The sequence below is a fragment of the Streptomyces sp. NPDC006463 genome (assembly GCF_042870715.1).
Lineage (GTDB): Bacteria > Actinomycetota > Actinomycetes > Streptomycetales > Streptomycetaceae > Streptomyces.
Map to the genome: position 1 here is coordinate 302,677 of NZ_JBIAHP010000004.1, position 20,750 is coordinate 323,426.

The window sequence follows — 20,750 nt, forward strand, 5'->3', positions numbered from 1 at the left end:
GGGTTCACTCTAGGACCTGTCCAGGATCCCGCAGGCGGAAGCGTTGCAGTTTGCCCGTCGCCGTGCGGGGGAGGGCGGGGAGGAAGACGAAGGAGCGCGGGCACTTGTGCGGGGCCAGCTCGGACCGCATGAAGGTGCGCAGGTCCTCCTCCGTGAGCACCACACCCTCACGCGTGACGGTGTACGCCACCACGATCTGCCCGCGTCGCTCGTCCGGGCGGCCCACCACCGCCGCCTCCAGCACGTCGGGGTGACGCAGCAGGGCCTCTTCCACCTCCGGGCCCGCGATGTTGTAGCCCGCCGAGATGATCATGTCGTCGGCGCGGGCGACGTAGCGGAAGTACCCCTCCGGGTCGCGGACGTAGGTGTCGCCCGTCAGGTTCCAGCCGCCTCGTACGTACTCACCCTGCCGGGGATCGGCCAGGTAGCGGCAGCCCACCGGGCCCCGCACGGCCAGCAGCCCCGGCTCGTTGTCCGCGACCGGCCGGCCGTAGGGGTCCACCACGCGTGCCTGCCAGCCCGGGACCACCCGGCCGGTCGTACCGGGCCGGATGTCCGCGTCGGCGGCGGAGATGAAGATGTGCAGCAGCTCGGTCGCCCCGATGCCGTTGATGACGCGCAGGCCGGTGCGCTCGTACCAGGCCTGCCATGTGGCGGCGGGCAGGTTCTCCCCGGCGGAGACGCAGCGGCGCAGCGCGGAGAGATCGCAGGTGCCCAGGTCGTACGGGCCGAGCGCGTCCAGCATCGCCCGGTACGCGGTGGGCGCCGTGAACAGCACCGTCACCCGGTGCTCGGCGAGCGCGGGCAGCAGGTGGCGAGGCCCGGCCTCCTCCAGCAGCAGCGCGGACGCCCCGGCCCGCAGCGGGAAGACGACCAGCCCGCCGAGGCCGAAGGTGAACCCGAGCGGCGGGCTGCCCGCGAAGACGTCGTCGGGGCGGGGGCGCAGAACGTGGCGGGAGAAGGTGTCCGCGACGGCGAGCAGGTCGCGGTGGAAGTGCATGCAGCCCTTCGGCCGTCCGGTGGTCCCGGAGGTGAAGGCGATCAGGGCGACGTCGTCGCAGGAGGTCGGGGCGGCGGGGAACGGCCGGCCCGCGTGCCGCTCGGCGAGGCGCAGCAGATCGTCCGGGGCCCCGCCGCCGTACGCGGTGATCCGCAGCCCCGGCACCTCCGCCTTGACCAGGTCGTCCAGCACGTCCGCGTGGCACAGGGCGTGGCCCACCCGCGCCATCGCGCAGACCGTGGCCAGTTCCTGGGCGCGCTGCTGGGGCAGTACGGTCACCGCCACCGCGCCCGCCTTGACCACCGCGAGCCAGCAGGCGGCGAGCCAGGGGCCGGTGGGCCCGCGCAGGAGGACCCGGTTGCCGGGGACGACGCCGAGATCGACAGTGAGCACGTGGGCGAGGCGGTCCACGCGCTCGCGCAGGCCGCCGTACGTCCACACCTCGCCCGCGCCGCTGCGGAGGGCGGGGCGGTCGGCGCCGCCCGGCCCGAACCGGGCGATGGTGGCGTCGAGCAGCTCGGCCGCGCAGTTCAGGCGGTCCGGGTAAGCCAGTTCGGGCAGCTCGAAGAGGAGTTCCGGCCACGTGTCGGCGGGCGGCAGATGGTCGCGGGCGAAGGTGTCGGCGTGAGCGGAAGGCTTGAGCTCCAAGGCGGGTGCGCCCCCTTGCGACGTCCGGATTTTGGGTGGAGCCGGCCGTGCGGTACCACACGAGCGTATCGTGATGGTGACGGCAGTCAACAGGACGCGATAGAAGCGGGGATGTTCGGATGACCGGATTCGCGCTCGGGGTGGACCAGGAGGAATGGTGCGCGCACTTGCGCGCGCTGTCGGCCGACCGGCTCAGGCCGCTGGCCGATAAGGGCGAGCCGGGGCGGATCAATCGGCCACTGCTGGCGGAACTTGGTGAACTGGGACTGCTGGAGCGGGTGTTCGCCTCCGGCGCGCTGGAACTGTGCCTGCTTCGGGAATCCCTCGCGTACGGCTGCACGGAGGCCGAGACGGCGCTCGCGCTCCAAGGGCTGGGGGCGTACCCGGTCCTGCGGGCGGGGAGTGAGGTGCAGCGTGCGCGCTGGCTGCCCGGGGTGCGCGCCGGGCGGACGGTGGCGGCCTTCGCGCTGAGCGAGCCGGGGGCGGGCTCGGACGCGGCGGCGCTGGCGCTGGAGGCGGCCCCCGATTCCAGGGGCGCGGCCGGAGGCCGGGGTCGGGGCCGGGGCCGGGGCGGCTGGCGGCTCAGCGGGGAGAAGTGCTGGATCTCCAACGCCCCGGAGGCGGATTTCTACACGGTGTTCGCCCGGACGGGCGAAGGGCCGGGCGCCAAGGGGGTGTCGGCCTTCCTGGTCCCGGCGGACCGGCCCGGGCTCACCGGCGAGCCGCTCGACATGCTGTCCCCGCACCCCATCGGCTCCCTGGCCTTCGACGGCGTCCCCGTCGGCCCCGAGGACCTGCTCGGCGAGCCCGGGCGCGGATTCCGGGTCGCGATGGACACGCTGAACCTCTTCCGGCCGAGCGTCGGGGCGTTCGCGGTCGGCATGGCCCGGGCCGCGCTCGACGCGACGCTCGCGTACACGGCGGGCCGGACCGCTTTCGGCGGGGTGCTCGGCGACCTGCAGGCGGTGGCCCACCGGGTGGCGGAGATGGCCACGCGCACCGAGGCCGCCCGGCTCCTCGTCTACGCGGCTGCGGGAGCGTACGACAGCGGCTCGCCGGACGTCCCGCGCCGCGCGGCCATGGCGAAGCTCCTCGCCACGGAGACGGCCCAGTACGTCGTGGACCACGCGGTCCAGCTCCACGGAGCCGTCGCCCTGCGACGCGGCCACCTGCTCGAACACCTCTACCGGGAGGTGCGGGCCCCGAGGATCTACGAGGGCGCGAGCGAGGTCCAGCGCACCATCATCGCGAAGGAGATGTACCGGGCGGTGGCGCCGCGATGAGCCTGGAGCGGATCAACCCGGCCGAGCTGTCGCCGCCGACGGGCTTCTCGCACGCGGTGGCGGCGACCGGCTCCCGGCTGGTGTTCCTGGCGGGCCAGACGGCGCTGGACTCCGCGGGCAAGGTGGTGGGCGAGACCCTGCCCGAGCAGTTCGAGCGGGCCCTGGCCAACCTGCTGTCCGCCCTCGCGGATTCCGGCGGCGCGCCGGCCGACCTGGCGCGCGTGACCGTCTACGCGGTGGACGTGCCGGCGTACCGGGACTGCGCCGCCGAACTCGGGCGGATCTGGCGGCGGCTGGCGGGCCGCGACTATCCGGCGATGGCCGTCATCGGTGTGGTCCGCCTCTGGGACGAACAGGCGATGGTCGAACTCGACGGTGTCGCGGTCCTGCCGTAGCCGCGCATGGCGCTATCCGCGCGTGCGGCGGCGGTACTCGTCCGTGCGGACGCCGCCCACGCCCCAGTCCTCCAGGGCGACTTCGTCGATGAGGACGAACGTGGTGGCCGGGTCCTTGTCGAGGACCCGGACCAGCAGGTCGGTGACCCCGGCGATGATCTCGGCCTTCTGGGCCGAGGTGGCACCCTCACGGGTGATCTTGACGTTGACGTACGGCACGGTGGCAGGTCCTTCCTGGTCGGTGGGGGAGAGCGGGGATCAGGCGCGGCCGGTCACGTGGCCGCCGTCCACGCGCAGGGCGTGGCCGGTGACGAACGTGGCGCCCGCGAGGTAGAGCACCGCCTCGGAGATCTCGGAGACCTCGCCGACCCGGTCCAGCAGGGCGAGACCGCCGAAGGAGTCCACGTCGGAGCCCGCGTGCAGCGGCGTGCGGACGATGCCGGCCGCGACGAGGTTGACGCGGATGCCGTCGGCCGCGAGCTCGGCGGACAGGCTCGTGGTCAGCCCGTGCACACCGGCCTTGCTGACCACCGGCGCGGAGGCCGGGAAGCCGGCCAGCCCGTGGTCCACGAGGACGGTGCCGATGTTGACGATGCTGCCGCCCTCGCCCTGTGCGCGCAGCGCCCGCACCACGGCCTGGGTGGTGAGGTAGGTGCCCTTGAGGTTGCCGGTCAGGAAGCCGTCCAGCTCTTCCTCGGTGACCTCGGTGAAGGGCTTGGGGGCGAAGGTGCCGGCGTTGTTGACCAGGACGTCGATCCGGCCGAAGCGGTCGATCGCGGTGCGGACGAGTGACTCGCCGGTCCGGGGATCGGCGATGGCGCCCGCGACCCAGGCGGTCCGCTCCGGACGGCCGAGGCCGGCCGCCGCCTTCGCGAGGCGTTCGGGGTCCCGGCCGTTCAGGACGACGTTGGCGCCGCTCGCCAGGAAGGCGCGCGCGATGTCGAGGCCGATGCCGCTGGAGGAGCCGGTGATCAATGCGGTGCTGGTGTCCATGGTTCATGTGCCTTTCGCGGCGGTGGGTTCGTCCGGTGACACCAGAAACGTACGAACCTTCAACCCATAACACCACGACGTAGATTGGAGCATGTGATAATCCCAGGTTATGGATGTGGATCTGCGTGACCTGGAGCTCCTCGCCGCCACCGCCGAGGCCGGCTCGCTGACCGCCGCCGCCGAGCGGCTCTACGTCAGCCAGCCGGCCCTCAGCCAGCGGCTCACCCGGCTGGAGGCCCGCCTCGGCATGCCGCTCTTCGACCGCAAGGGCCGCCGCCTGATTCCCAACGCCGCGGGCCGTCGGCTGCTGGTGGCCGCCCGCCACGTCCTCGGCGAACTGGAGTCGGCCTCCCGGGACCTGCGCGAGCTGCGCGACGGCCGAGACCGGCGGGTCCGCTTCACGGCGCAGTGCAGCACCACCTTCCCGTGGCTGCCGCCCGTCCTGCGCGCCTTCCGCGAGCGCGAACCGGACATCGACGTGCGCATCGAGACCGTCGCCGACGACGCGCCGATCCCGGCGCTGCTCGCCGACCTGGTCGATGTCGCGCTGGTCACCAAACCGGACCTGCAGATGGACCGGGTGTCCCTGACCAGGCTGTTCGAGGACGAGATGGTGGCCGTGGTGCCCGCCGGACACCCGTGGGCCTCCCGCGCGCACCTGACCGCCCGTGACTTCGACGGCGCCGACCTCGTCCTCTACGACTTCTACGACCAAAAGCGCATCCCGTCGATGCCGCTGCCGATCCCCACCGGAGCCCGCCCGGCCAGGATCACCACCATGCCGGTGGTGACCGACCTGGTGGTCGAGATGGTGGCGGGCGGCCAGGGCGTGACGGTGCTGCCGAACTGGGTGGCCGCCCCGTACGCCTCCTCCCACGGCCTGGCGCTGGTCCGCATCGGCGCGCGGCCACTGACCCGCACGTGGTTCTGCGCCACCCGCCCCGGCCCGCGCCCGCCCCACGTGGACGCCTTCGTGGAGGAGCTCACCAGCCGCCTCACCGCCCCCGTGAGCGGCTAGGTGTGTTGTCCGGACAGGTTGGTGACATTTGAACGGTGATCCGAAGGAAACGGTCTAGTCGAAGAGGTCGAGTTCGTGGAACTCCAGTCCGTCCGGGCCGAGTCCGGTGAGCTCCGCGTGCTCGGCCATCCGCGCGGCGTACTCGGGATGCGCGGCGAGCGAGGTGTAGGTGTCGAAGTCCAGGTCCAGGACGTCGGCGAGGTCCGCGAGGTACACGTCGAGACCGGGGTACATCACGGCCACGTACGGCAGGTCGTCGATATCGGTCACCAGCACCGGGTACTCGCCCGTGGAGTCCGGCGAGCCCAGATAGAGCAGGCGGCGCGAGTCGCTGCCACCGACGAGCGGCAAGCACACGGCGGGCAGCAGTTCCTCGAAGTCGCCGAACATCGCGGCCATGCCGCCGCAGGAGCCGTACATCCACTCCGCCGTTGCCCCCAGCCCCCGGTCGCCGAGGACGGGCTCGGCCGGGTCCTCGTACCAGCCGACGTCGGCGAGCCAGGAGCCGTCGAAGGCCAGCCAGCGGCGCAGGCTGGGCGGCAGCGGCCGGCCGCCGGGCAGCCTCAGCCCGTCGAGCACCTCGGGCGCGAGCGGCACCGGTTCGTCGAGGTCCGGGGCGTCGCAGGTGGGCCAGCCCTGCTCCCGGACCCGTCCGATCACCCGGTCGATCAGCGCGGCGCCGTGCATGTCCTCGTTCATGCGGTGCACTGTGTCACGGGCCACCGACAACGCAGGCCCCAGGCCGTCCAGGCGTCTTGTCCGGGTCAGCCCTCCAGCAGGCGGCCCATCCACTCCTCGATGCCCGCCACCGTGCGGGGCAGGGCGCCCGACATCAGGCGTGCGCCGTCCGCCGTGACGACCAGGTCGTCCTCGATGCGGACCCCGATGCCGCGCAGCTCCGGCGGCAGGGTCTCGTCGTCCGGCTGGAGGTACAGGCCCGGCTCCACCGTCAGGACCTGGCCCTCCTCCAGGACGCCCTCCAGGTAGGTCTCCGCCCGCGCCTTCGCGCAGTCGTGGACGTCCAGGCCCAGCATGTGACCGCTGCTGCACAGCGTGTACCGCCGGTGCAGGTCGCCCTCCGCGTTCTTCAGGACGCCCCACTCCGCCAGACCCTCCGCGATCACCCGCATCCCGGCCCGGTGGAAGTCCCCGAAGCTCGCCCCCGGCCGCAGGGTCGCGATGCCCGCCTCCTGGGCGGCCAGGACCAGTTCGTACACCTGCCGCTGGACGGGGGAGAAGCGGCCCGACAGCGGGAGGGTGCGCGTGATGTCCGCCGTGTACAGGGTGTCCGTCTCCACGCCCGCGTCCAGGAGCAGCAGTTCGTCCCCGTTCAGCCGGCCGTCGTTGCGGATCCAGTGCAGCGCGCACGCGTGCGCGCCCGCCGCCGCGATCGTCTCGTACCCGGTGCCGTTGCCCTCTGCCCGCGCGCGCAGGCCGAAGACCCCCTCGATCCACCGCTCCCCGCGCGGATGCGCCAGCGCGCGCGGCAGTGCCCGTACGACGTCCTCGAAGCCCGCCGTCGTGTGGTCGACGGCCAGCTGGAGCTGCTCCACCTCCCACGCGTCCTTCACCAGGCGCAACTCCGAGAGGGCGGCGGCCAGTTCCGCGTCCGTGCTCGCGTCCCGGCCCGCCGGTGACCCGAGCTGGTCCAGGTGGGCGCAGCGGATGCCGGTGAGGCGTTCCGCCTCGGCCAGGTCGGGCCGGCGGCCCACCCAGAACTCCCCGTACCGGCGGTCGCGGTAGAACTCCCCGCTGCCGTCCCCCCGGGCCGACCGCGGCCGCAGGTACAGCACCGCCTCGTGCGCGTGCGGGCCCGAGGGTTCCATGACCAGCACGTGGCCCGCCTGGTCCTCGCCCGTCAGTGCGGTCAGCCAGGCGTACGCGCTGTGCGGGCGGAAGCGGTAGTCGCAGTCGTTGGAGCGGACCTTCAGCCCGCCCGCCGGGATGATCAGCCGCTCGCCGGGGAAGCGGGCCGAGAGCCGCGCCCGGCGGGCGGGGGTGACGGCGTGGCCGGGGACGCGGGCGGACTCGGGCAGGGGGGAAGCGGCCCAATTGCCCGCCATGTACCGGGACAACTCATCCGATACCGGCAGGTCGTGGCTACCCGTGTTGAGGCGGGAGGGGGTGTCGGTCACGGGGTCTCCCTCAAGAAGATGCGAACTGATGGGTGCACAGGTCTTGTCAGTGCAATTTCACATTACTATGTTACAGCTCACATCGCGGCACGTTAATCCCCGTCAAACGCCGCGTGACGCAGAGCAGTTGAAGTCGCTCAGGGCAGTTCACACGCACCACCCCCCACGTCACCCTCTCCAATCAGGAGTTCTCGGTGTTCAAGCACAGAGCTGTGCGTTCGTCCCTCCTCGCCTCCGCCGTCGCGGTCACCCTTCTCGCCACCGCGGGCCAGGCCGCCACGCAGGCCGCGGAGTCCGCAGCCCCGGCCGCGTTCACCGGCGCCCGGTCCGCCACCCCGGCCCCCGGCCCCGCAGCGAACCCGTTCGACGAGGTCGACCACCTCGCCAACGCGCCCAAGACCGACCCCGCGCCCGCCCCGGCCCCGGGCGGGCAGGCCGTCGCCGGGCAGATCCCCGGCGCCGCGACGGCCGCCACCGCCACGGCCGAGCGGGTCGAGAAGAGCGGCAAGGCGGCCGCCCAGGCCGCCCCCACCGCGCGGAGCGTCGCCGCGGGCGTGCCCTGCACCCTCGACGGGATCACGAACCTCTCCCCGGAGCAGTTCGCCGACTTCCTCGGCGACCAGGCCGTCCTCGCCGACGGCTGCCTGCGCGGTCTCATCTGGACGTGGGACGCCCGCCTGGCCCCCGTGATGTCCGACGCGCACGTCCAGGCCGTATCGCGCCGGATATCCGGCCTGGCCGCCGCCCACGACGGCCGCAACTCCTCGCACCTGGAGGAGATGTTCACCTACCTGCACGCGGTCGTGTACCACGACTACTCGCGCTCCGAGATCGACGTCACCGACGCGCCGACCGTGGACGCCATGCGCCGGGCCATCGCCGACTTCGGCGCCGCCGCCCACACCTTCGACGTCACGGGCTCCAACGCCCGGACCCTGCGCGAGGCCCTCTACGCCGGCAGCGCGCCGGGCCTGCGCCAGCACCAGCTGGGCCTCATCAAGAAGGTCCTGGCCACCATGGACCCGGCCCACCCGGCCACCCACCTGGACGCCGGCTGGGCGGGCGCGGCGCTCTCCGCCCTCTCCGTCAACTACCTCGGCGTCTACGACGGCAACCACGACACCGCCTTCCAGGCGGCGGTGGCGGCCGACCCCGCCTACCGGGCGGTCTTCAAGGCCTTCTCGGGCTACACCCACCTCAAGGGCACCGGCAACGCCTGGGTGGTGCGCGACGCGCTCGGCGAGTACGGCCGCTTCGGCCAGATCCCGGCCCTCAAGGACCAGATCGTCGCCGACCTCGGCGCCCTGCTGGGGCCGGTGAAGTCCACCTTCGGCAGCGAGCCGTGGGCCAAGCTCGTGGGCTGGCTCAACTACTACCAGGCGTGCAAGCAGTACGGGGTCTGCAAGGAGGACATCGAGAAGCAGATCTTCCCGTACACCTACACCTACGACAACGGCGGCATCAAGGTCCGCACCGCCCTCGACCGGGCCACCGTCGACCAGCTCTACTACGCGAGCAAGCAGGTCAAGACCCAGTACCACCGGGTCCTCGGCACCGACCAGCCGCTCGCCGGCGACCCCAACACCACGCTGAACATCGTGCTCTACGCCTCCCGCGCGGACTACGAGAACTACCACCCGATCCTGACCGGCTACGGAACCAACAACGGCGGCATCTACATCGAGAACGGCGCCACCTTCTACACGTACCAGCGCCGCGTCCCCCAGGACTCTTCCCTCACCCTCGAAGAGCTCTTCCGCCACGAGTACACGCACTACCTCAACGGCCGCTTCGCCGTCCCCGGCTTCTTCGGCGAAGGCCCCTGGTACGAGGGCGACCGTACGACCGCCATGGACGAGGGCACGGCCGAGTTCTTCGACGGCGCCACCCGCGACAACGGCATCGCCGTCCGCAAGTCCCTGGTCAAGAGCATCATCAACGACACGTCCGGCGGCGGCCCGCGCATGAGCATCGAGCAGCTGCTGAACGCCACCTACGACGGCGACGGCTTCCGCTTCTACAGCTACGCGGGCACCTTCTTCGAGTTCCTGTGGACCGAGAAGCCCACCCTGCTGCGCGAGATGTACACCCACCTGCGGGGCAACGACGTGGCCGGGTACGACGCCTGGCGCCACCGGATGGGCGCCGACACCTACCTCCAGCGCGACTACGACCGCTTCCTGGACGCGCAGATCGCCAAGGTGGACCAGCTCTTCGTGCCGAACACCTCCTTCACCCCGAACGACCAGCTGCGCGACTCGGCGCTGGCGTCGGTGAAGTCGGCCTTCGCCACGGCCACGTACAACACCCCGGACTGCGTGGAGAACGGCGACCCCGGCAAGCGCCGCTTCACCTGTACGGGCCGGATCACCGCGAACCTGAAGAACTGGCGCAGCGACGACCAGAACTTCAAGGACCTGTCCGAGACGGTCGACTACTTCATCCTCGACCGCGCCGGAGCGGCCTCCAACAACCTCGCCGACATGAACTGCTCCTTCGGTCCGCTGGAGATCTGGAGCAACAAGGTGGCGGGCTCGTCGAGTTACAGCTGTGAGGGCCCGCTCCGCAGCTGACCCGTCCCGGACCGGTCCCGCATCCCGCGGGACCGGTCTGGGCAGCCACTAAGGAATGTGACATATTACTGCCGTGCTCAAGAGACACCCACTGGACGCCGTGATCATCGGCGCCGGCGTCGTCGGAGCGGCGTGCGCGTACTACGCGGCCCGCGCCGGACTCTCCGTGGCCGTGGTCGACCGCGGCCCCGTCGCGGGCGGCACGACGGGCGCCGGCGAAGGCAACCTGCTCGTCTCCGACAAGGAGGCGGGACCGGAGCTCGACCTGGCCCTGCTGTCCACCGGCCTCTGGACCGAACTGGCCGGCGTCCTCCCCGAGGAGATCGAGTACGAGGCCAAGGGCGGCCTCGTCGTCGCCCCGAACCAGGCTGCGATGGAGGCCTTGCGGAACTTCGCGGAAGGCCAGCGCAAGGCCGGTGTCGACGCCGTCGAGGCGGGGGCCGACGACCTGCGCACCCTGGAGCCCCATCTGGCCCGGGGCCCCGCGGGAGGATTCCTGTACCCGCAGGACGCCCAGGTGCAGCCGGCCCAGGCGGCGGCACGCCTGCTGGCCGCGTCGGGCGCCGAGGTCCACCTCGGCGAGGAGGTGACCGGGATCCTGCGCTCCGGCGAAACGGTCCGCGGCGTCCGCACCACCCGGCGCGAACTCCTGGCTCCGGCCGTGGTGAACGCGGCGGGGACCTGGGGCGGCCGCGTCGCGGACCTCGCGGGCGTGAGCCTGCCGGTCCTTCCGCGCCGCGGCTTCGTCCTGGTCACCGAACCGCTGCCCCGCGTGGTCCGCCACAAGGTCTACGCGGCCGACTACATCGCCGACGTCGCCAGCGGCTCCGCGGCCCTGCAGTCCTCGGCGGTGGTCGAGGGCACCCCGTCGGGCCCGGTCCTCATCGGAGCCACCCGCGAACGGGTCGGGTTCGACCGGACCCTCTCCACCGAGGCCCTGCGCCGCCTCGCCGCCCAGGCGGCGGCCCTCTTCCCCGTCCTGGCCGACGTCCGGGTCCTGCGCACCTACCACGGCTTCCGCCCGTACCTCCCGGACCACCTTCCGGCGATCGGCCCCGACCCCCGCCGCCCCGGGCTGCTGCACGCCTGCGGCCACGAGGGCGCGGGCATCGGCCTGGCCCCGGCGACGGGCGCGCTGATCGCCGCGGCCCTGACCGGAGCCGAACCCCCGCTCCCGCCGGGCCCCTTCCGCCCGGAACGCTTCGGCGAGTCACCCGACGCCGGCCCCGACGCCGGCCCGCACCAGCCCCGAGGAGGATCCACGGATGCGTAGCCCCCGCTCACTGGTCGGCGGCAGCCCCGCCTCGCGGTTCACGGTCGACTTCGACGGCCGGGCACTGCCCGCGCAGGAGGGCCAGTCCATCGCCGCCGTCCTCTGGTCCGCCGGGATCCTCGCCTGGCGCACCACCCGCGACGGCGGCGCCCCGCGCGGCGCCTTCTGCGGGATCGGCAGCTGCTACGACTGCCTCGTCACCGTCAACGGCCGCCCCAACCAGCGCGCCTGCCTCGTCCCCGCTCAGGAGGGCGACACCGTGACCACCCAGGAGGGAACCGGCCATGCCGAGCTCGCCGTCTGACCGACCGGTGGCCGATCCGGCGGAACCGGCCGGCCCGGCCGACCTGGCCGTCGTCGGCGCGGGCCCGGCCGGCCTCGCCGCCGCCGTCACCGCCGCCGGCCTCGGCCTGCGCGTCACCGTCCTGGACGCGGGCGACCGCCCCGGCGGCCAGTTCTACCGCCACCCGGCCCCGGGCCTGGGCGCGGCCCGCCCCGAGGCCCTCCACCACGCCTGGCCGGACTTCGCCACCCGCGAAGCCGCGCTGCGCGCCCACGTGTCGGCGGGCCGCATCACCTACCTCCCGGGCCACCACGTGTGGACGGTGGTGGCCCGGCAGGCGGCGTGGACCCTGCACGCCGTGGCCGCAGACGAGGGCGCCGCCGCCACCGTCACGGCCCGGGCCGTCCTCCTCGCCACCGGCGCGTACGAACGCCAACTCCCCTTCCCCGGCTGGACACTGCCCGGCGTGGTCGGGGCCGGCGGCGCCCAGGCCATGCTCAAGGCGGGCCTCGTCCTGCCCGGCAGGCGGATCGTCGTCGCCGGCAGCGGCCCGCTGCTCCTCGCCGTGGCCGGCTCCGTGGCCGCCGCCGGAGCCACCGTCCCCGCCGTGGTGGAGGCGTCGGCGTACACCGCGTACGCGGGGAAGGCGGCGGCCCTGCTCCGCAACCCCGCCAAGCTCGCCGAAGGCGCGACGTACGGTAGCGCGTTGCTCAGGCACCGCATCCGCCTCCTGACCCGGCACGCCGTGACTCAGGCGCACGGCACCGACCGGGTCGAGGCCGTCACCGTGGTCCGGCTCGGCCGCGACTGGCGCCCGTTGCCCGGCACCGACCGCCGGATCCCCTGCGACGCCCTCGCCGTCGGCCACGGCCTCGTACCCCAGCTGGAACTCGCCACCGGCCTCGGCTGCGCCACCCGCCTCGGCCCCGACGGCACCGTCGCCCTGGACCTCGCCGCCGACGGCCGCACCTCCGTCCCCGGCGTCTGGTCCGCGGGCGAGACCGGCGGCGTCGGCGGTGCCGGGCTCGCGATCACCGAAGGGGAGATCGCGGCCCACGCGATCGCCGGCAGGCCGGTGCCCACCGCCCTGTCCCGCCGCCGCTCGCGGCTGCGGGCCTTCGCCGACGCGATGGCCGCCGCCCACCGTCCGGGCCCCGGCTGGACCGGCTGGCTGCGGGACGACGCTGTCGTGTGCCGCTGCGAGGAGGTGCCGGCCGGCCGGATCCGCGAGGCCGCCGAGGACCTCGGCGCGCGGGACGCCCGTACCGTCAAACTCCTCACCCGGGCGGGCATGGGCTGGTGCCAGGGCCGGATGTGCGGCCCGGCCGTCGCCGCCCTCGCCCGCGGGTCCGCTCCGTCCGCGGACGCGGCGCCCGACCGGCGGCCGCTGTCCTGCCCGGTCCCGCTGCGTCATCTCGCCGGCCTTCCCGCCGAGCACCCCGCCGAACTTCCCGGCGCGGACGGCTGATCAGGTCGGCCCGGCCCCTTGTGGCCGCCTCGCACCCACTAGTAAAATGTCACACACCACACTAGGGAGTCACCTCATGAACCACGCGCCCACCCCCGCGCCCCGCACGGACACCCGCACCCGCCCCTGGCACGGAATCATGGTCGCCACCGCGCTGCCCCTGCGCGAGGACCTCACCGTCGACTACGACGCCTACGCCGAGCACGTGGCCTGGCTGATCGAGGGCGGCTGCGACGGCGTGGTCCCCAACGGCTCCCTCGGGGAGTACCAGACCCTGACCGACGACGAGCGGGCCCGCGTCGTCCGTACCGCCGTCGAGGCGGCCGGCGACGGCGCCCGCGTCATGCCCGGTGTCGCCGCCTACGGCAGCGCCGAAGCCCGCCGCTGGGCCGACCAGGCGGCAGAGGCGGGCGCCGGCTCCGTGCTCCTGCTGCCCCCCAACGCCTTCCGGGCCGACGAGGAGGCCGTACGCGCCCACTACGCCGAGGTCGCCCGCGCCGGGCTGCCCGTCGTCGCGTACAACAACCCCATCGACACCAAGGTGGACCTGACCCCGGCCCTGCTCGCCCGGCTGCACGCCGACGGCTCCGTCGTCGCCGTGAAGGAGTTCAGCGGTGACGTGCGCCGCGCGTACGAGATCGCCGAACTCGCCCCGGGCCTCGACCTGCTCATCGGCGCCGACGACGTCCTCCTCGAACTCGCCCTCGCCGGCGCCGTCGGCTGGATCGCCGGCTACCCCAACGCGCTCCCGCGGTCCTGCGCCACCCTGTACCGGGCCGCCGTCGAGGGTGACCTCGCCACCGCCCTGCCGCTGTACAAGTCACTGCACTCGCTGCTGCGCTGGGACTCCAAGACCGAGTTCGTCCAGGCCATCAAGCTCTCCATGGACCTGGCCGGCCGCCCCGGCGGCGCCACCCGCCCGCCGCGCTTCCCGCTCACCGGCGAGACCGAGGCCGCGGTCCGCGCCGCCACCGAGAAGGCCCTCGCCGAGGGCCTCAACTAACCAGCCGGGCCCGACCGACCCGCCAGAGGGGGCGCCTGATGCGCACGCGCAACATCTACCACGCCGTGGACTCGCACACCGAGGGCATGCCGACCCGGGTGATCACCGGGGGAGTCGGGGTGATCCCCGGCGCCACCATGGCCGACAAGCGGCTCCACTTCATCGAGCACCTGGACCACGTCCGGACCCTGCTCATGTACGAGCCGCGCGGCCACGCCGCGATGAGCGGCGCCATCCTGCAGCCCCCCACCCGCCCCGACGCCGACTTCGGCGTCCTCTACATCGAGGTGTCGGGCCTGCTGCCCATGTGCGGGCACGGCACCATCGGAGTCGCCACCGTCCTGGTCGAGACCGGGATGGTGCCCGTCGTGGAGCCGGTCACCACCGTGCGGCTGGACACCCCGGCCGGGCTGGTCAGCGTGGACGTCCGGGTCGAGGACGGGGCGGCCACCGCGGTCACCCTGACCAACGTCGCCTCCTTCTGCGTCGGGCTCGACCTGAAGGCGGACGTCCCCGGCCTCGGCACGGTCAGCTACGACCTCGCCTACGGCGGCAACTTCTACGCCTTCGTCGAACTCGCCTCCCTCGGCCTGCCCTTCGACCGCGCCCGCAAGGACGACCTGATCGCCGCCGGGCTCGCGATCATGGACGCGATCAACGGTTCCGGCGACCGGCCCGTCCACCCCGAGAACCCCTCCATCGCCGGGGTCAAGCACGTCTACCTAGCGGCCCCCGGCTCCGACGCCCGCCGGTCCCGGCACGCCATGGCCATCCACCCCGGCTGGTTCGACCGCTCGCCCTGCGGTACGGGCACCAGCGCGCGCATGGCCCAGCTGCACGCCCGCGGACTCCTGGAGCTCGGCGCGGACTTCGTCAACGAGTCGTTCATCGGCACCGAGTTCACCGGCCGGCTGGTCGGGGAGACCACCGTCGGCGGACACCCCGCCGTCATCCCCACCGTCACCGGCCGGGCCTGGATCACCGGGACCGCCCAGTACTTCCTCGACCCGACCGACCCCTTCCCCGGAGGCTTCCTGCTGTGATCACCGTCCGAACGGTGGACTACCACACCGCCGGAGAGCCCTTCCGCGTCGTCGACACGGCCGCCGCCGCCCACGGGGGCTTCCCGCCCGTCCCCGGGGACACCGTCGCCGAGCGCTGCGCCACCGCCATCGGCCCGGGGGGCTCCGGGACGGCCCCGCGCCGGGGCGCACTGGACGACGTACGCCGCCTGCTGGTGCAGGAGCCGCGCGGGCACGCCGGAATGTACGGGGGGTTCGTCGTCCCGGCCGACGACGACGGCGCGCACTTCGGCGTGCTGTTCTGGCACAAGGACGGCTACTCCACCGCCTGCGGCCACGGCACCATGGCGCTCGGGGTCTGGGCCGTGGACACCGGCCGGGTCGCGGCCCCGGACGACGGGGACGCGGCCGTGCGCATCGACGTGCCGTCCGGGCGGGTCACCGCCACCGTGCACCGGGACGGCGGCCGCACCACCGGGGTCACCTTCCGCAACGTCCCCGCCCGGGTGAGCGCCCGCAAGGTGCCGGTCGCCACCACGCTGGGGCTCGCCGAGGTGGACATCGCGCACGCCGGGGCCTGTTACGCCTCCGTCGCCGCCCGCGACCTCGGCCTGGACGTGTCCCGGGCCTCGCTGCCCGACCTGGTGCGGGCCGGCCGGGAGATCCGCGCCGCGCTGGCCACCCACCCGGCCACCTGGCATCCCGGCGGGCCGCTGCTCTCCGGCGTCTACGGGGTGATCCTGTACGAGGAACTCCCCGATACTCCCTTCGGGCCCCACCAGCGCAACGTCACCGTCTTCGCCGACGGCCAGATCGACCGCTCGCCCTGCGGCTCCGGGACCTCGACGCGGCTCGCGCTGCTCGCGGAGGACGGGCGGCTCGCGGCGGGGGAGGACCTGGTCAACGAGTCGGTCACCGGCACGGTGTTCACCGGCCGGATCCTCCAGGGGGGCGTCACCGAGATCACGGGCACCGCGTACCGCACCGGTGAGCACGCCTTCACGGCCGACCCGCACGACGCGCTCGGTACGGGCTTCCTGCTGTGATGCGGCTGAGCGCAGACGACACGGCCGGGCTCCTGACCCCGGCCGCGGCCACCGACGCCCTGGCCGCCGCCCTGCTCGGCGGCCTCGACCCGGAGAGCTGCCCGCAGCGCACCAACATCCCCGTCCCCGACGGGGAGCTGCTGCTGATGCCCGCCGCCTCCGGGGCGTACGCCGGGGTGAAGATCGCCGGGGTCGCGCCCGGGAACCCGGCGCGAGGGCTGCCCCGGATCACCGGCTCCTATCTCCTGCTGGAGGGGTCCACCCTGCGCCCGCTGGCCCTGCTCGACGGCGCGGCCCTGACCGCCCTGCGCACCCCGGCGGTCTCCGCCCTCGCGCTGCGCCACCTGGCTCCGGCCGGGCGCCCGCTGCGGCTGGTGCTGTTCGGCTCCGGCCCGCAGGCGTACGGGCACCTGGAAGCGGCCCTGTCCGTAAGGGAGCTGGACCAGGTCGTGGTGGTCGGCCGCAACCGGGAGGGCGCCGAGCGGCTCGCCGCGCACGCCCGCACCCTGGGCCCGAGCGCCCGGACCGGCACACGTGAGGACGTGGCCGACGCCGATCTGGTCATCTGCTGCACCACGGCCCGGGAACCGCTCTTCGACGGGCGTCTCGTGGGCCCGGGCGCCACCGTCGTCGCCGTCGGCTCGCACGAGCCGACGGCCCGGGAGACCGACACCGCCCTCGTGCGGCGGGCCGCCGTGTACGTGGAGTCGCGCGCGGCGGCCCTGCGGGAGGCGGGGGACCTGCTGGTCCCGGAGGCCGAGGGGGCGATCGGGCCCGGCCACATCACCGGCACGCTCGCCGACCTCGTCGCCGGCCGGATGCCGGCGGGCGGGCCGCAGAGTTGTCCACAGCTCTTCAAGAGCGTGGGCATGGCCTGGGAAGATCTGGCCGTGGCGGTCGCGTTGTTCGAGGCCGCCAGGGTGTGAGCAGCGAAACGTGACATTGTACGCTGTTCCTCTGCGATGGCTCGGAGGAAATGCAATGGGTGACCTGAAGCAGCACAGTCTCATCAAGGCCCAGGAACGGCTCCGCGACCAGGTCGGCCACGCCCTCCGAGCAGCCCTGATAGCGGGTGAACTGCGCCCGGGGAGCGTCTATTCGGCCCCCGGCCTCGCAGCCGAACTCGGTGTCTCGGCCACGCCCGTGCGCGAGGCCATGCTCGACCTGGCCCGCGAAGGCCTCGTGGAACCGGTCCGCAACAAGGGTTTCCGGATCACCGAGGTCAGCGAGCGCGACCTGGACCAGTACACCGAGCTGCGCACGATGATCGAGGTGCCGACCATCGGCCGGATCACGAAGATCGCCACGACCGAGCAGCTGGAAGCCCTGCGGCCGGTCGCGCAGGAGATCGTCACGAGCGCCCGGGAGCACAATCTCATCGGTTATCTGGAGGCGGACCGCCGCTTCCACCTCTCGCTGCTCGGGCTCGCCGGCAACGACCGCCTCGTCGAGACGGTCGGCGACCTGCGCAAGCGGTCCCGGCTGTACGGGCTGACCGGCCTGGACGAAGCCGGAAAGCTGGTGTCCTCGGCGGAGGAGCACATCGAGCTGCTCGACCTGATGATCAGGGGGGACGCCGAGGCGGCCGAGGCCTGCATGGTCCGCCACCTCGGCCACGTCCGCTCCCTCTGGGCCCAGGGCCGCGACGAGCCGGTCGGCCGCACCCCGGGAGGCCTCGGCTCCGGCCTCTAGCTCGTAGCGGGAGGGCGCGCCGGGCCGCCGTGACGGCGGCCCGGTGGTTGGGGCCTGCGCCGGGCGGGTGGACCTCGTGACGCCTGAGGGTGACCGCTGCGGACGGAGGTTGATCCCGCCCGGAATCCGTCTACCAACACAGAGTCCTGTACACCGAGTGATGGGTTGTACCGACTGTGTTGAAGACTGCACTTCGGATCGCTTCCGCCACCGTTCTGGTCACCGTCTCGTTGGGGTTCGGCTCACCCGCCGGCGCCGCGGCGGATCCGGCCCCGGGCACCCCGCAGCAGATCCGTGATACCGGCCCCTGCGGCCCGACCGGCGGCTACCGTGCGTCGGAGTGGCTGCAGACCACGACGGACCCCAGTATCCAGCCGTTGGTGGACGTCGCCGCGGTGAGAGAGGCCTGGTATTGGCGGCACGACGGGAACACGCTGTGGCGGGGCGACTCGCGGGCCCCCCAAGCGATCTTCGCCAGCGGCTTCGAGCCGCGGGGCAGGGACCTCACCCCGCTGTCGCAGTGGATCATCGGGGGCGCCGGGCAGCAGAACGCCGCGCACGTGAGCACCAGTTGTGAGCGGTGGGTGGCGCAGGAATTCGCCACGGGAGGCGGCATCGACGGCTGGGTCTACGCGATCCAGGCCCCCGGCGGGATCGACGTCAACGCCACCGCGCGGCAGACCGGCCTCGTGTCGCCCTTCCTGTGGAACAAGGAGATCGACTTCCCCGGCGGCATCGAAGGCAGGTTCATCGAGGGGGCCTGCCAGTACCACTTCGTCGGCCGGGACCCGCAGACGAACGACAGGGTCTACCGGAACCTCGGCTGTGTGACGAACAACAACTTCCGTCCGATCCCGAGCAAGCACAAGGAAAAGGAGCCGGCCGGCTCGCCGCACTGAGCTGATCCCCGGCGGGAGCGGGTGCCGCTCCGGCCGTCGTCGTGAAGCGCGGCGCCAGGTGGTGACGGGATGACGACCCTCCCGGCCGGCTGGCGCCGCACGTCGTCGGGCAGTCGCCGCATCTGGGCCGCGGCCGACAGCATCAACTCGACTTCGAGTGCCCGGATTTGGATACGGCTGGATAACGGGGAGCTCAACCCCTTGTCAGTGCAATTTCACATTACTATGTTACCGGTCACATCATAGAGCGCGGCCCTTCACTGGAGTGACCCATGACCAAGCGCACCCAACTCGCCCTCGCCACCGCTCTGGTGGCCGCTCTCGCACTCGGCGCCTCGGGCTGCTCCGACACCGTGAAGAAGGGCAAGGGCGGCGCCTCCGCCGAGAACCCCGCCGCCGCGAACGACGGCAAGACGCTCGGCGGCACCCCGGTCAAGGGCGGCACCCTCACCGTCCTGTCCAACCAGGACTTCTCCCACCTCGACCCCGCCCGCAACTGGACGATGCCGACCATGGACTTCGGCACCCGGCTGCTCTACCGCACCCTGGTGACCTTCAAGGCCGAGCCGGGCAAGGGCGGCAGCGAACTGGTCCCCGACCTCGCCACCGACCTCGGAACCCCCTCCAACGGCGGCCGCACCTGGACCTTCACCCTCAAGGAGGGCCTGAAGTACGAGGACGGCTCGCCGATCAAGGCCCAGGACGTCAAGTACAACGTCGAGCGCTCCTTCGCCCCCGACCTCACCGGCGGCCCCGACTACGCGGCCCAGTACCTGGCCGGCGCCGAGGGCTACAAGGGCCCGCTCCAGGGGCAGCACCTCGACTCCGTCAAGACCCCCGACGACCGCACGATCGTCTTCGAACTCAGGCGGCCCGTCGCCGAGTTCTCCGCGACCGCCACCCTTCCCACCTTCGCGCCCGTCCCGCAGTCCCAGGAGAAGGGCACCCAGTACGACGCCCGCCCGTTCTCGTCCGGCCCGTACAAGATCGAGACGTACGACCGCGACAAGAAGCTGGTACTCGTCCGAAACGAGCACTGGGACCCGAAGACCGACACCGTCCGAAAGGCCTACCCGGACAAGTTCGTCGTCGTCATGGGCCTCAAGGGCGGACAGATCGACGACCGGATCATCGCCGGCGAGGGCGCCGACGCCTCCGCCATCGAGTACTCCAACATGCGCCCCGAGAGCGCACCCAAGGTGCTGCCCAAGCCCGAGGTCAAGGCGCGCCTGCTCGCCGAGTCCCAGGGCTGTACGGTCATGCTCCACCTCAACAACTCCCGCGCCCCCTTCAACGACCCCAAGGTCCGCGAGGCCGTGCAGTACGCCGTCGACAAGGAGGCCGTCATCACCGCGGGCGGCGGGCCCGCCCTCAACGACGTCGCCACCGCCTACCTGCCCCCGGCCCTCTCCGGCGGCAAGCAGGCCGACACCCTGAAGATCGCCCCGGCCGGTGACCCGGCCAAGGCCAAGGAGCTCCTCAAGGCCGCCGGCAAGGAGAACCTGAAGGTCTCCCTCGCGGTCTCCACCGGCGACAAGGGCAAGGCGGAGGCCATCCAGCAGGGCCTGTCCCGGGCCGGCATCGAGGTCGTCATCGACACCGTCGACCCCGGCGCGTACTACGACGTCATCGGCGACCTCTCCACGACCCCCGACATGACGTACACCGGCTGGTGCCCCGACTACCCCTCCGGCTCCACCTGGATGCCCTTCGTCTTCGACGGACGCACCATCAAGGACAAGGGGAACCAGGGCAACTACGCCCAGTTCCGCGACGAGGCCACCATGAAGCGGATCGACGAGATCAACGCCATGGCCGACGCCAAGCAGGCCAACCAGGCCTGGATCGACCTCGACGCCGAGATCATGAAGAAGTCCCCGTCCATCCCGGTCCTCCTGGAGCGCAAGCCCCTCCTCGTCGGCCCGAACATCGCGGGCGCCTACGGCCACCCCGTGTGGACCGGCACCATCGACTACGGGACCGTCGGCCTCAAGGACCCGTCGAAGAGCCAGGGCTGAG

19 protein-coding genes are annotated in these 20,750 nt (G+C 72.8%); 14 read left to right on the forward strand and 5 right to left on the reverse strand.

Annotated features, from left to right (window positions below; all coding sequences use genetic code 11):
* Positions 1 to 4 precede the first annotated feature (4 nt).
* The gene (locus ACFYOB_RS10360) at positions 5 to 1,648 is read right to left on the reverse strand and encodes an AMP-binding protein (protein WP_388557371.1); all 1,644 of its coding nucleotides are present in this window, start codon (positions 1,646 to 1,648) and stop codon (positions 5 to 7) included.
* Between the two features lie 119 nt (positions 1,649 to 1,767).
* Here ACFYOB_RS10360 and ACFYOB_RS10365 point away from each other — a divergent pair, with 119 nt between their 5' ends.
* Together ACFYOB_RS10365 and ACFYOB_RS10370 are read left to right on the forward strand one after the other, a co-directional pair.
* Positions 1,768 to 2,931, forward strand: a complete 1,164-nt coding sequence (locus tag ACFYOB_RS10365; protein ID WP_388557374.1) for an acyl-CoA dehydrogenase family protein — start codon at positions 1,768 to 1,770, stop codon at positions 2,929 to 2,931.
* Complete coding sequence (locus tag ACFYOB_RS10370; RefSeq protein ID WP_388557377.1) at positions 2,928 to 3,326, forward strand: RidA family protein; 399 nt, start codon at positions 2,928 to 2,930, stop codon at positions 3,324 to 3,326. Before ACFYOB_RS10365 ends, ACFYOB_RS10370 begins: the two co-directional genes overlap by 4 nt.
* Positions 3,327 to 3,338: 12 nt before the next feature.
* On the opposite strand, the gene ACFYOB_RS10375 is transcribed toward ACFYOB_RS10370, so the two are convergent.
* A complete protein-coding gene (locus ACFYOB_RS10375; RefSeq protein ID WP_388557380.1) occupies positions 3,339 to 3,545 on the reverse strand; it encodes a 4-oxalocrotonate tautomerase family protein in 207 nt (68 codons plus the stop codon).
* Positions 3,546 to 3,584: 39 nt separating this feature from the next.
* Positions 3,585 to 4,319 (reverse strand): SDR family NAD(P)-dependent oxidoreductase, encoded by a 735-nt coding sequence (locus ACFYOB_RS10380; RefSeq protein ID WP_388557383.1) that lies wholly within the window; start codon positions 4,317 to 4,319, stop codon positions 3,585 to 3,587.
* Positions 4,320 to 4,428: 109 nt separating this feature from the next.
* Here ACFYOB_RS10380 and ACFYOB_RS10385 point away from each other — a divergent pair, with 109 nt between their 5' ends.
* The gene (locus ACFYOB_RS10385; protein ID WP_388557386.1) at positions 4,429 to 5,337 is read left to right on the forward strand and encodes a LysR family transcriptional regulator; all 909 of its coding nucleotides are present in this window, start codon (positions 4,429 to 4,431) and stop codon (positions 5,335 to 5,337) included.
* Between the two features lie 54 nt (positions 5,338 to 5,391).
* On the opposite strand, the gene ACFYOB_RS10390 is transcribed toward ACFYOB_RS10385, so the two are convergent.
* Both ACFYOB_RS10390 and ACFYOB_RS10395 read right to left on the reverse strand, forming a co-directional pair.
* On the reverse strand, positions 5,392 to 6,036 hold the full coding sequence (locus ACFYOB_RS10390; protein ID WP_388557389.1) for a hypothetical protein: 645 nt from the start codon (positions 6,034 to 6,036) through the stop codon (positions 5,392 to 5,394).
* 65 nt (positions 6,037 to 6,101) lie between these two features.
* Positions 6,102 to 7,472: an aminopeptidase P family protein gene (locus ACFYOB_RS10395; protein ID WP_388557392.1), complete on the reverse strand. Its 1,371-nt coding sequence runs from the start codon at positions 7,470 to 7,472 to the stop codon at positions 6,102 to 6,104.
* 194 nt (positions 7,473 to 7,666) lie between these two features.
* On the opposite strand from ACFYOB_RS10395, the gene ACFYOB_RS10400 reads away from it, so the two are divergent.
* The 11 genes from ACFYOB_RS10400 to ACFYOB_RS10450 all read left to right on the forward strand — a co-directional run bounded on the left by ACFYOB_RS10400 (position 7,667) and on the right by ACFYOB_RS10450 (position 20,749).
* On the forward strand, positions 7,667 to 10,045 hold the full coding sequence (locus tag ACFYOB_RS10400) for a collagenase (protein ID WP_388557395.1): 2,379 nt from the start codon (positions 7,667 to 7,669) through the stop codon (positions 10,043 to 10,045).
* A 73-nt stretch (positions 10,046 to 10,118) separates the two neighbouring features.
* A complete protein-coding gene (locus ACFYOB_RS10405) occupies positions 10,119 to 11,318 on the forward strand; it encodes an NAD(P)/FAD-dependent oxidoreductase (RefSeq protein ID WP_388557398.1) in 1,200 nt (399 codons plus the stop codon).
* Positions 11,311 to 11,622, forward strand: coding sequence for a (2Fe-2S)-binding protein (locus tag ACFYOB_RS10410; protein WP_388557401.1), 312 nt, complete (start codon positions 11,311 to 11,313; stop codon positions 11,620 to 11,622). The genes ACFYOB_RS10405 and ACFYOB_RS10410 overlap by 8 nt, the downstream gene beginning before the upstream one ends.
* Positions 11,603 to 13,069 carry an NAD(P)/FAD-dependent oxidoreductase gene (locus tag ACFYOB_RS10415; RefSeq protein WP_388557404.1) on the forward strand — a complete coding sequence of 489 codons (1,467 nt, stop codon included), beginning with the start codon at positions 11,603 to 11,605 and terminating at the stop codon, positions 13,067 to 13,069. The genes ACFYOB_RS10410 and ACFYOB_RS10415 overlap by 20 nt, the downstream gene beginning before the upstream one ends.
* 76 nt (positions 13,070 to 13,145) lie before the next feature.
* Positions 13,146 to 14,072: a dihydrodipicolinate synthase family protein gene (locus tag ACFYOB_RS10420; protein WP_388557406.1), complete on the forward strand. Its 927-nt coding sequence runs from the start codon at positions 13,146 to 13,148 to the stop codon at positions 14,070 to 14,072.
* Between the two features lie 38 nt (positions 14,073 to 14,110).
* Positions 14,111 to 15,115 carry a proline racemase family protein gene (locus ACFYOB_RS10425; protein ID WP_388557408.1) on the forward strand — a complete coding sequence of 335 codons (1,005 nt, stop codon included), beginning with the start codon at positions 14,111 to 14,113 and terminating at the stop codon, positions 15,113 to 15,115.
* Positions 15,112 to 16,140, forward strand: coding sequence for a proline racemase family protein (locus ACFYOB_RS10430; protein WP_388557411.1), 1,029 nt, complete (start codon positions 15,112 to 15,114; stop codon positions 16,138 to 16,140). Before ACFYOB_RS10425 ends, ACFYOB_RS10430 begins: the two co-directional genes overlap by 4 nt.
* Positions 16,140 to 17,066, forward strand: coding sequence for an ornithine cyclodeaminase family protein (locus tag ACFYOB_RS10435; protein WP_388557414.1), 927 nt, complete (start codon positions 16,140 to 16,142; stop codon positions 17,064 to 17,066). Before ACFYOB_RS10430 ends, ACFYOB_RS10435 begins: the two co-directional genes overlap by 1 nt.
* Positions 17,067 to 17,121: 55 nt before the next feature.
* A complete protein-coding gene (locus ACFYOB_RS10440; RefSeq protein ID WP_388557417.1) occupies positions 17,122 to 17,832 on the forward strand; it encodes a GntR family transcriptional regulator in 711 nt (236 codons plus the stop codon).
* Positions 17,833 to 18,008: 176 nt separating this feature from the next.
* Complete coding sequence (locus ACFYOB_RS10445; RefSeq protein WP_388557419.1) at positions 18,009 to 18,731, forward strand: hypothetical protein; 723 nt, start codon at positions 18,009 to 18,011, stop codon at positions 18,729 to 18,731.
* 272 nt (positions 18,732 to 19,003) lie between these two features.
* On the forward strand, positions 19,004 to 20,749 hold the full coding sequence (locus tag ACFYOB_RS10450; protein WP_388557422.1) for an ABC transporter substrate-binding protein: 1,746 nt from the start codon (positions 19,004 to 19,006) through the stop codon (positions 20,747 to 20,749).
* The last annotated feature ends 1 nt before the right edge of the window (position 20,750 follow it).

Coding starts and splice junctions, on each gene's coding strand:
- ACFYOB_RS10440 (WP_388557417.1), top strand. CDS start 17,122: ATGGGTGACCTGAAGCAGCACAGTCTCATCAAGGCCCAGGAACGGCTC.
- ACFYOB_RS10385 (WP_388557386.1), top strand. CDS start 4,429: ATGGATGTGGATCTGCGTGACCTGGAGCTCCTCGCCGCCACCGCCGAG.
- ACFYOB_RS10410 (WP_388557401.1), top strand. CDS start 11,311: ATGCGTAGCCCCCGCTCACTGGTCGGCGGCAGCCCCGCCTCGCGGTTC.
- ACFYOB_RS10435 (WP_388557414.1), top strand. CDS start 16,140: ATGCGGCTGAGCGCAGACGACACGGCCGGGCTCCTGACCCCGGCCGCG.
- ACFYOB_RS10415 (WP_388557404.1), top strand. CDS start 11,603: ATGCCGAGCTCGCCGTCTGACCGACCGGTGGCCGATCCGGCGGAACCG.
- ACFYOB_RS10420 (WP_388557406.1), top strand. CDS start 13,146: ATGAACCACGCGCCCACCCCCGCGCCCCGCACGGACACCCGCACCCGC.
- ACFYOB_RS10425 (WP_388557408.1), top strand. CDS start 14,111: ATGCGCACGCGCAACATCTACCACGCCGTGGACTCGCACACCGAGGGC.
- ACFYOB_RS10370 (WP_388557377.1), top strand. CDS start 2,928: ATGAGCCTGGAGCGGATCAACCCGGCCGAGCTGTCGCCGCCGACGGGC.
- ACFYOB_RS10390 (WP_388557389.1), bottom strand. CDS start 6,036: ATGAACGAGGACATGCACGGCGCCGCGCTGATCGACCGGGTGATCGGA.
- ACFYOB_RS10365 (WP_388557374.1), top strand. CDS start 1,768: ATGACCGGATTCGCGCTCGGGGTGGACCAGGAGGAATGGTGCGCGCAC.
- ACFYOB_RS10380 (WP_388557383.1), bottom strand. CDS start 4,319: ATGGACACCAGCACCGCATTGATCACCGGCTCCTCCAGCGGCATCGGC.
- ACFYOB_RS10450 (WP_388557422.1), top strand. CDS start 19,004: ATGACCAAGCGCACCCAACTCGCCCTCGCCACCGCTCTGGTGGCCGCT.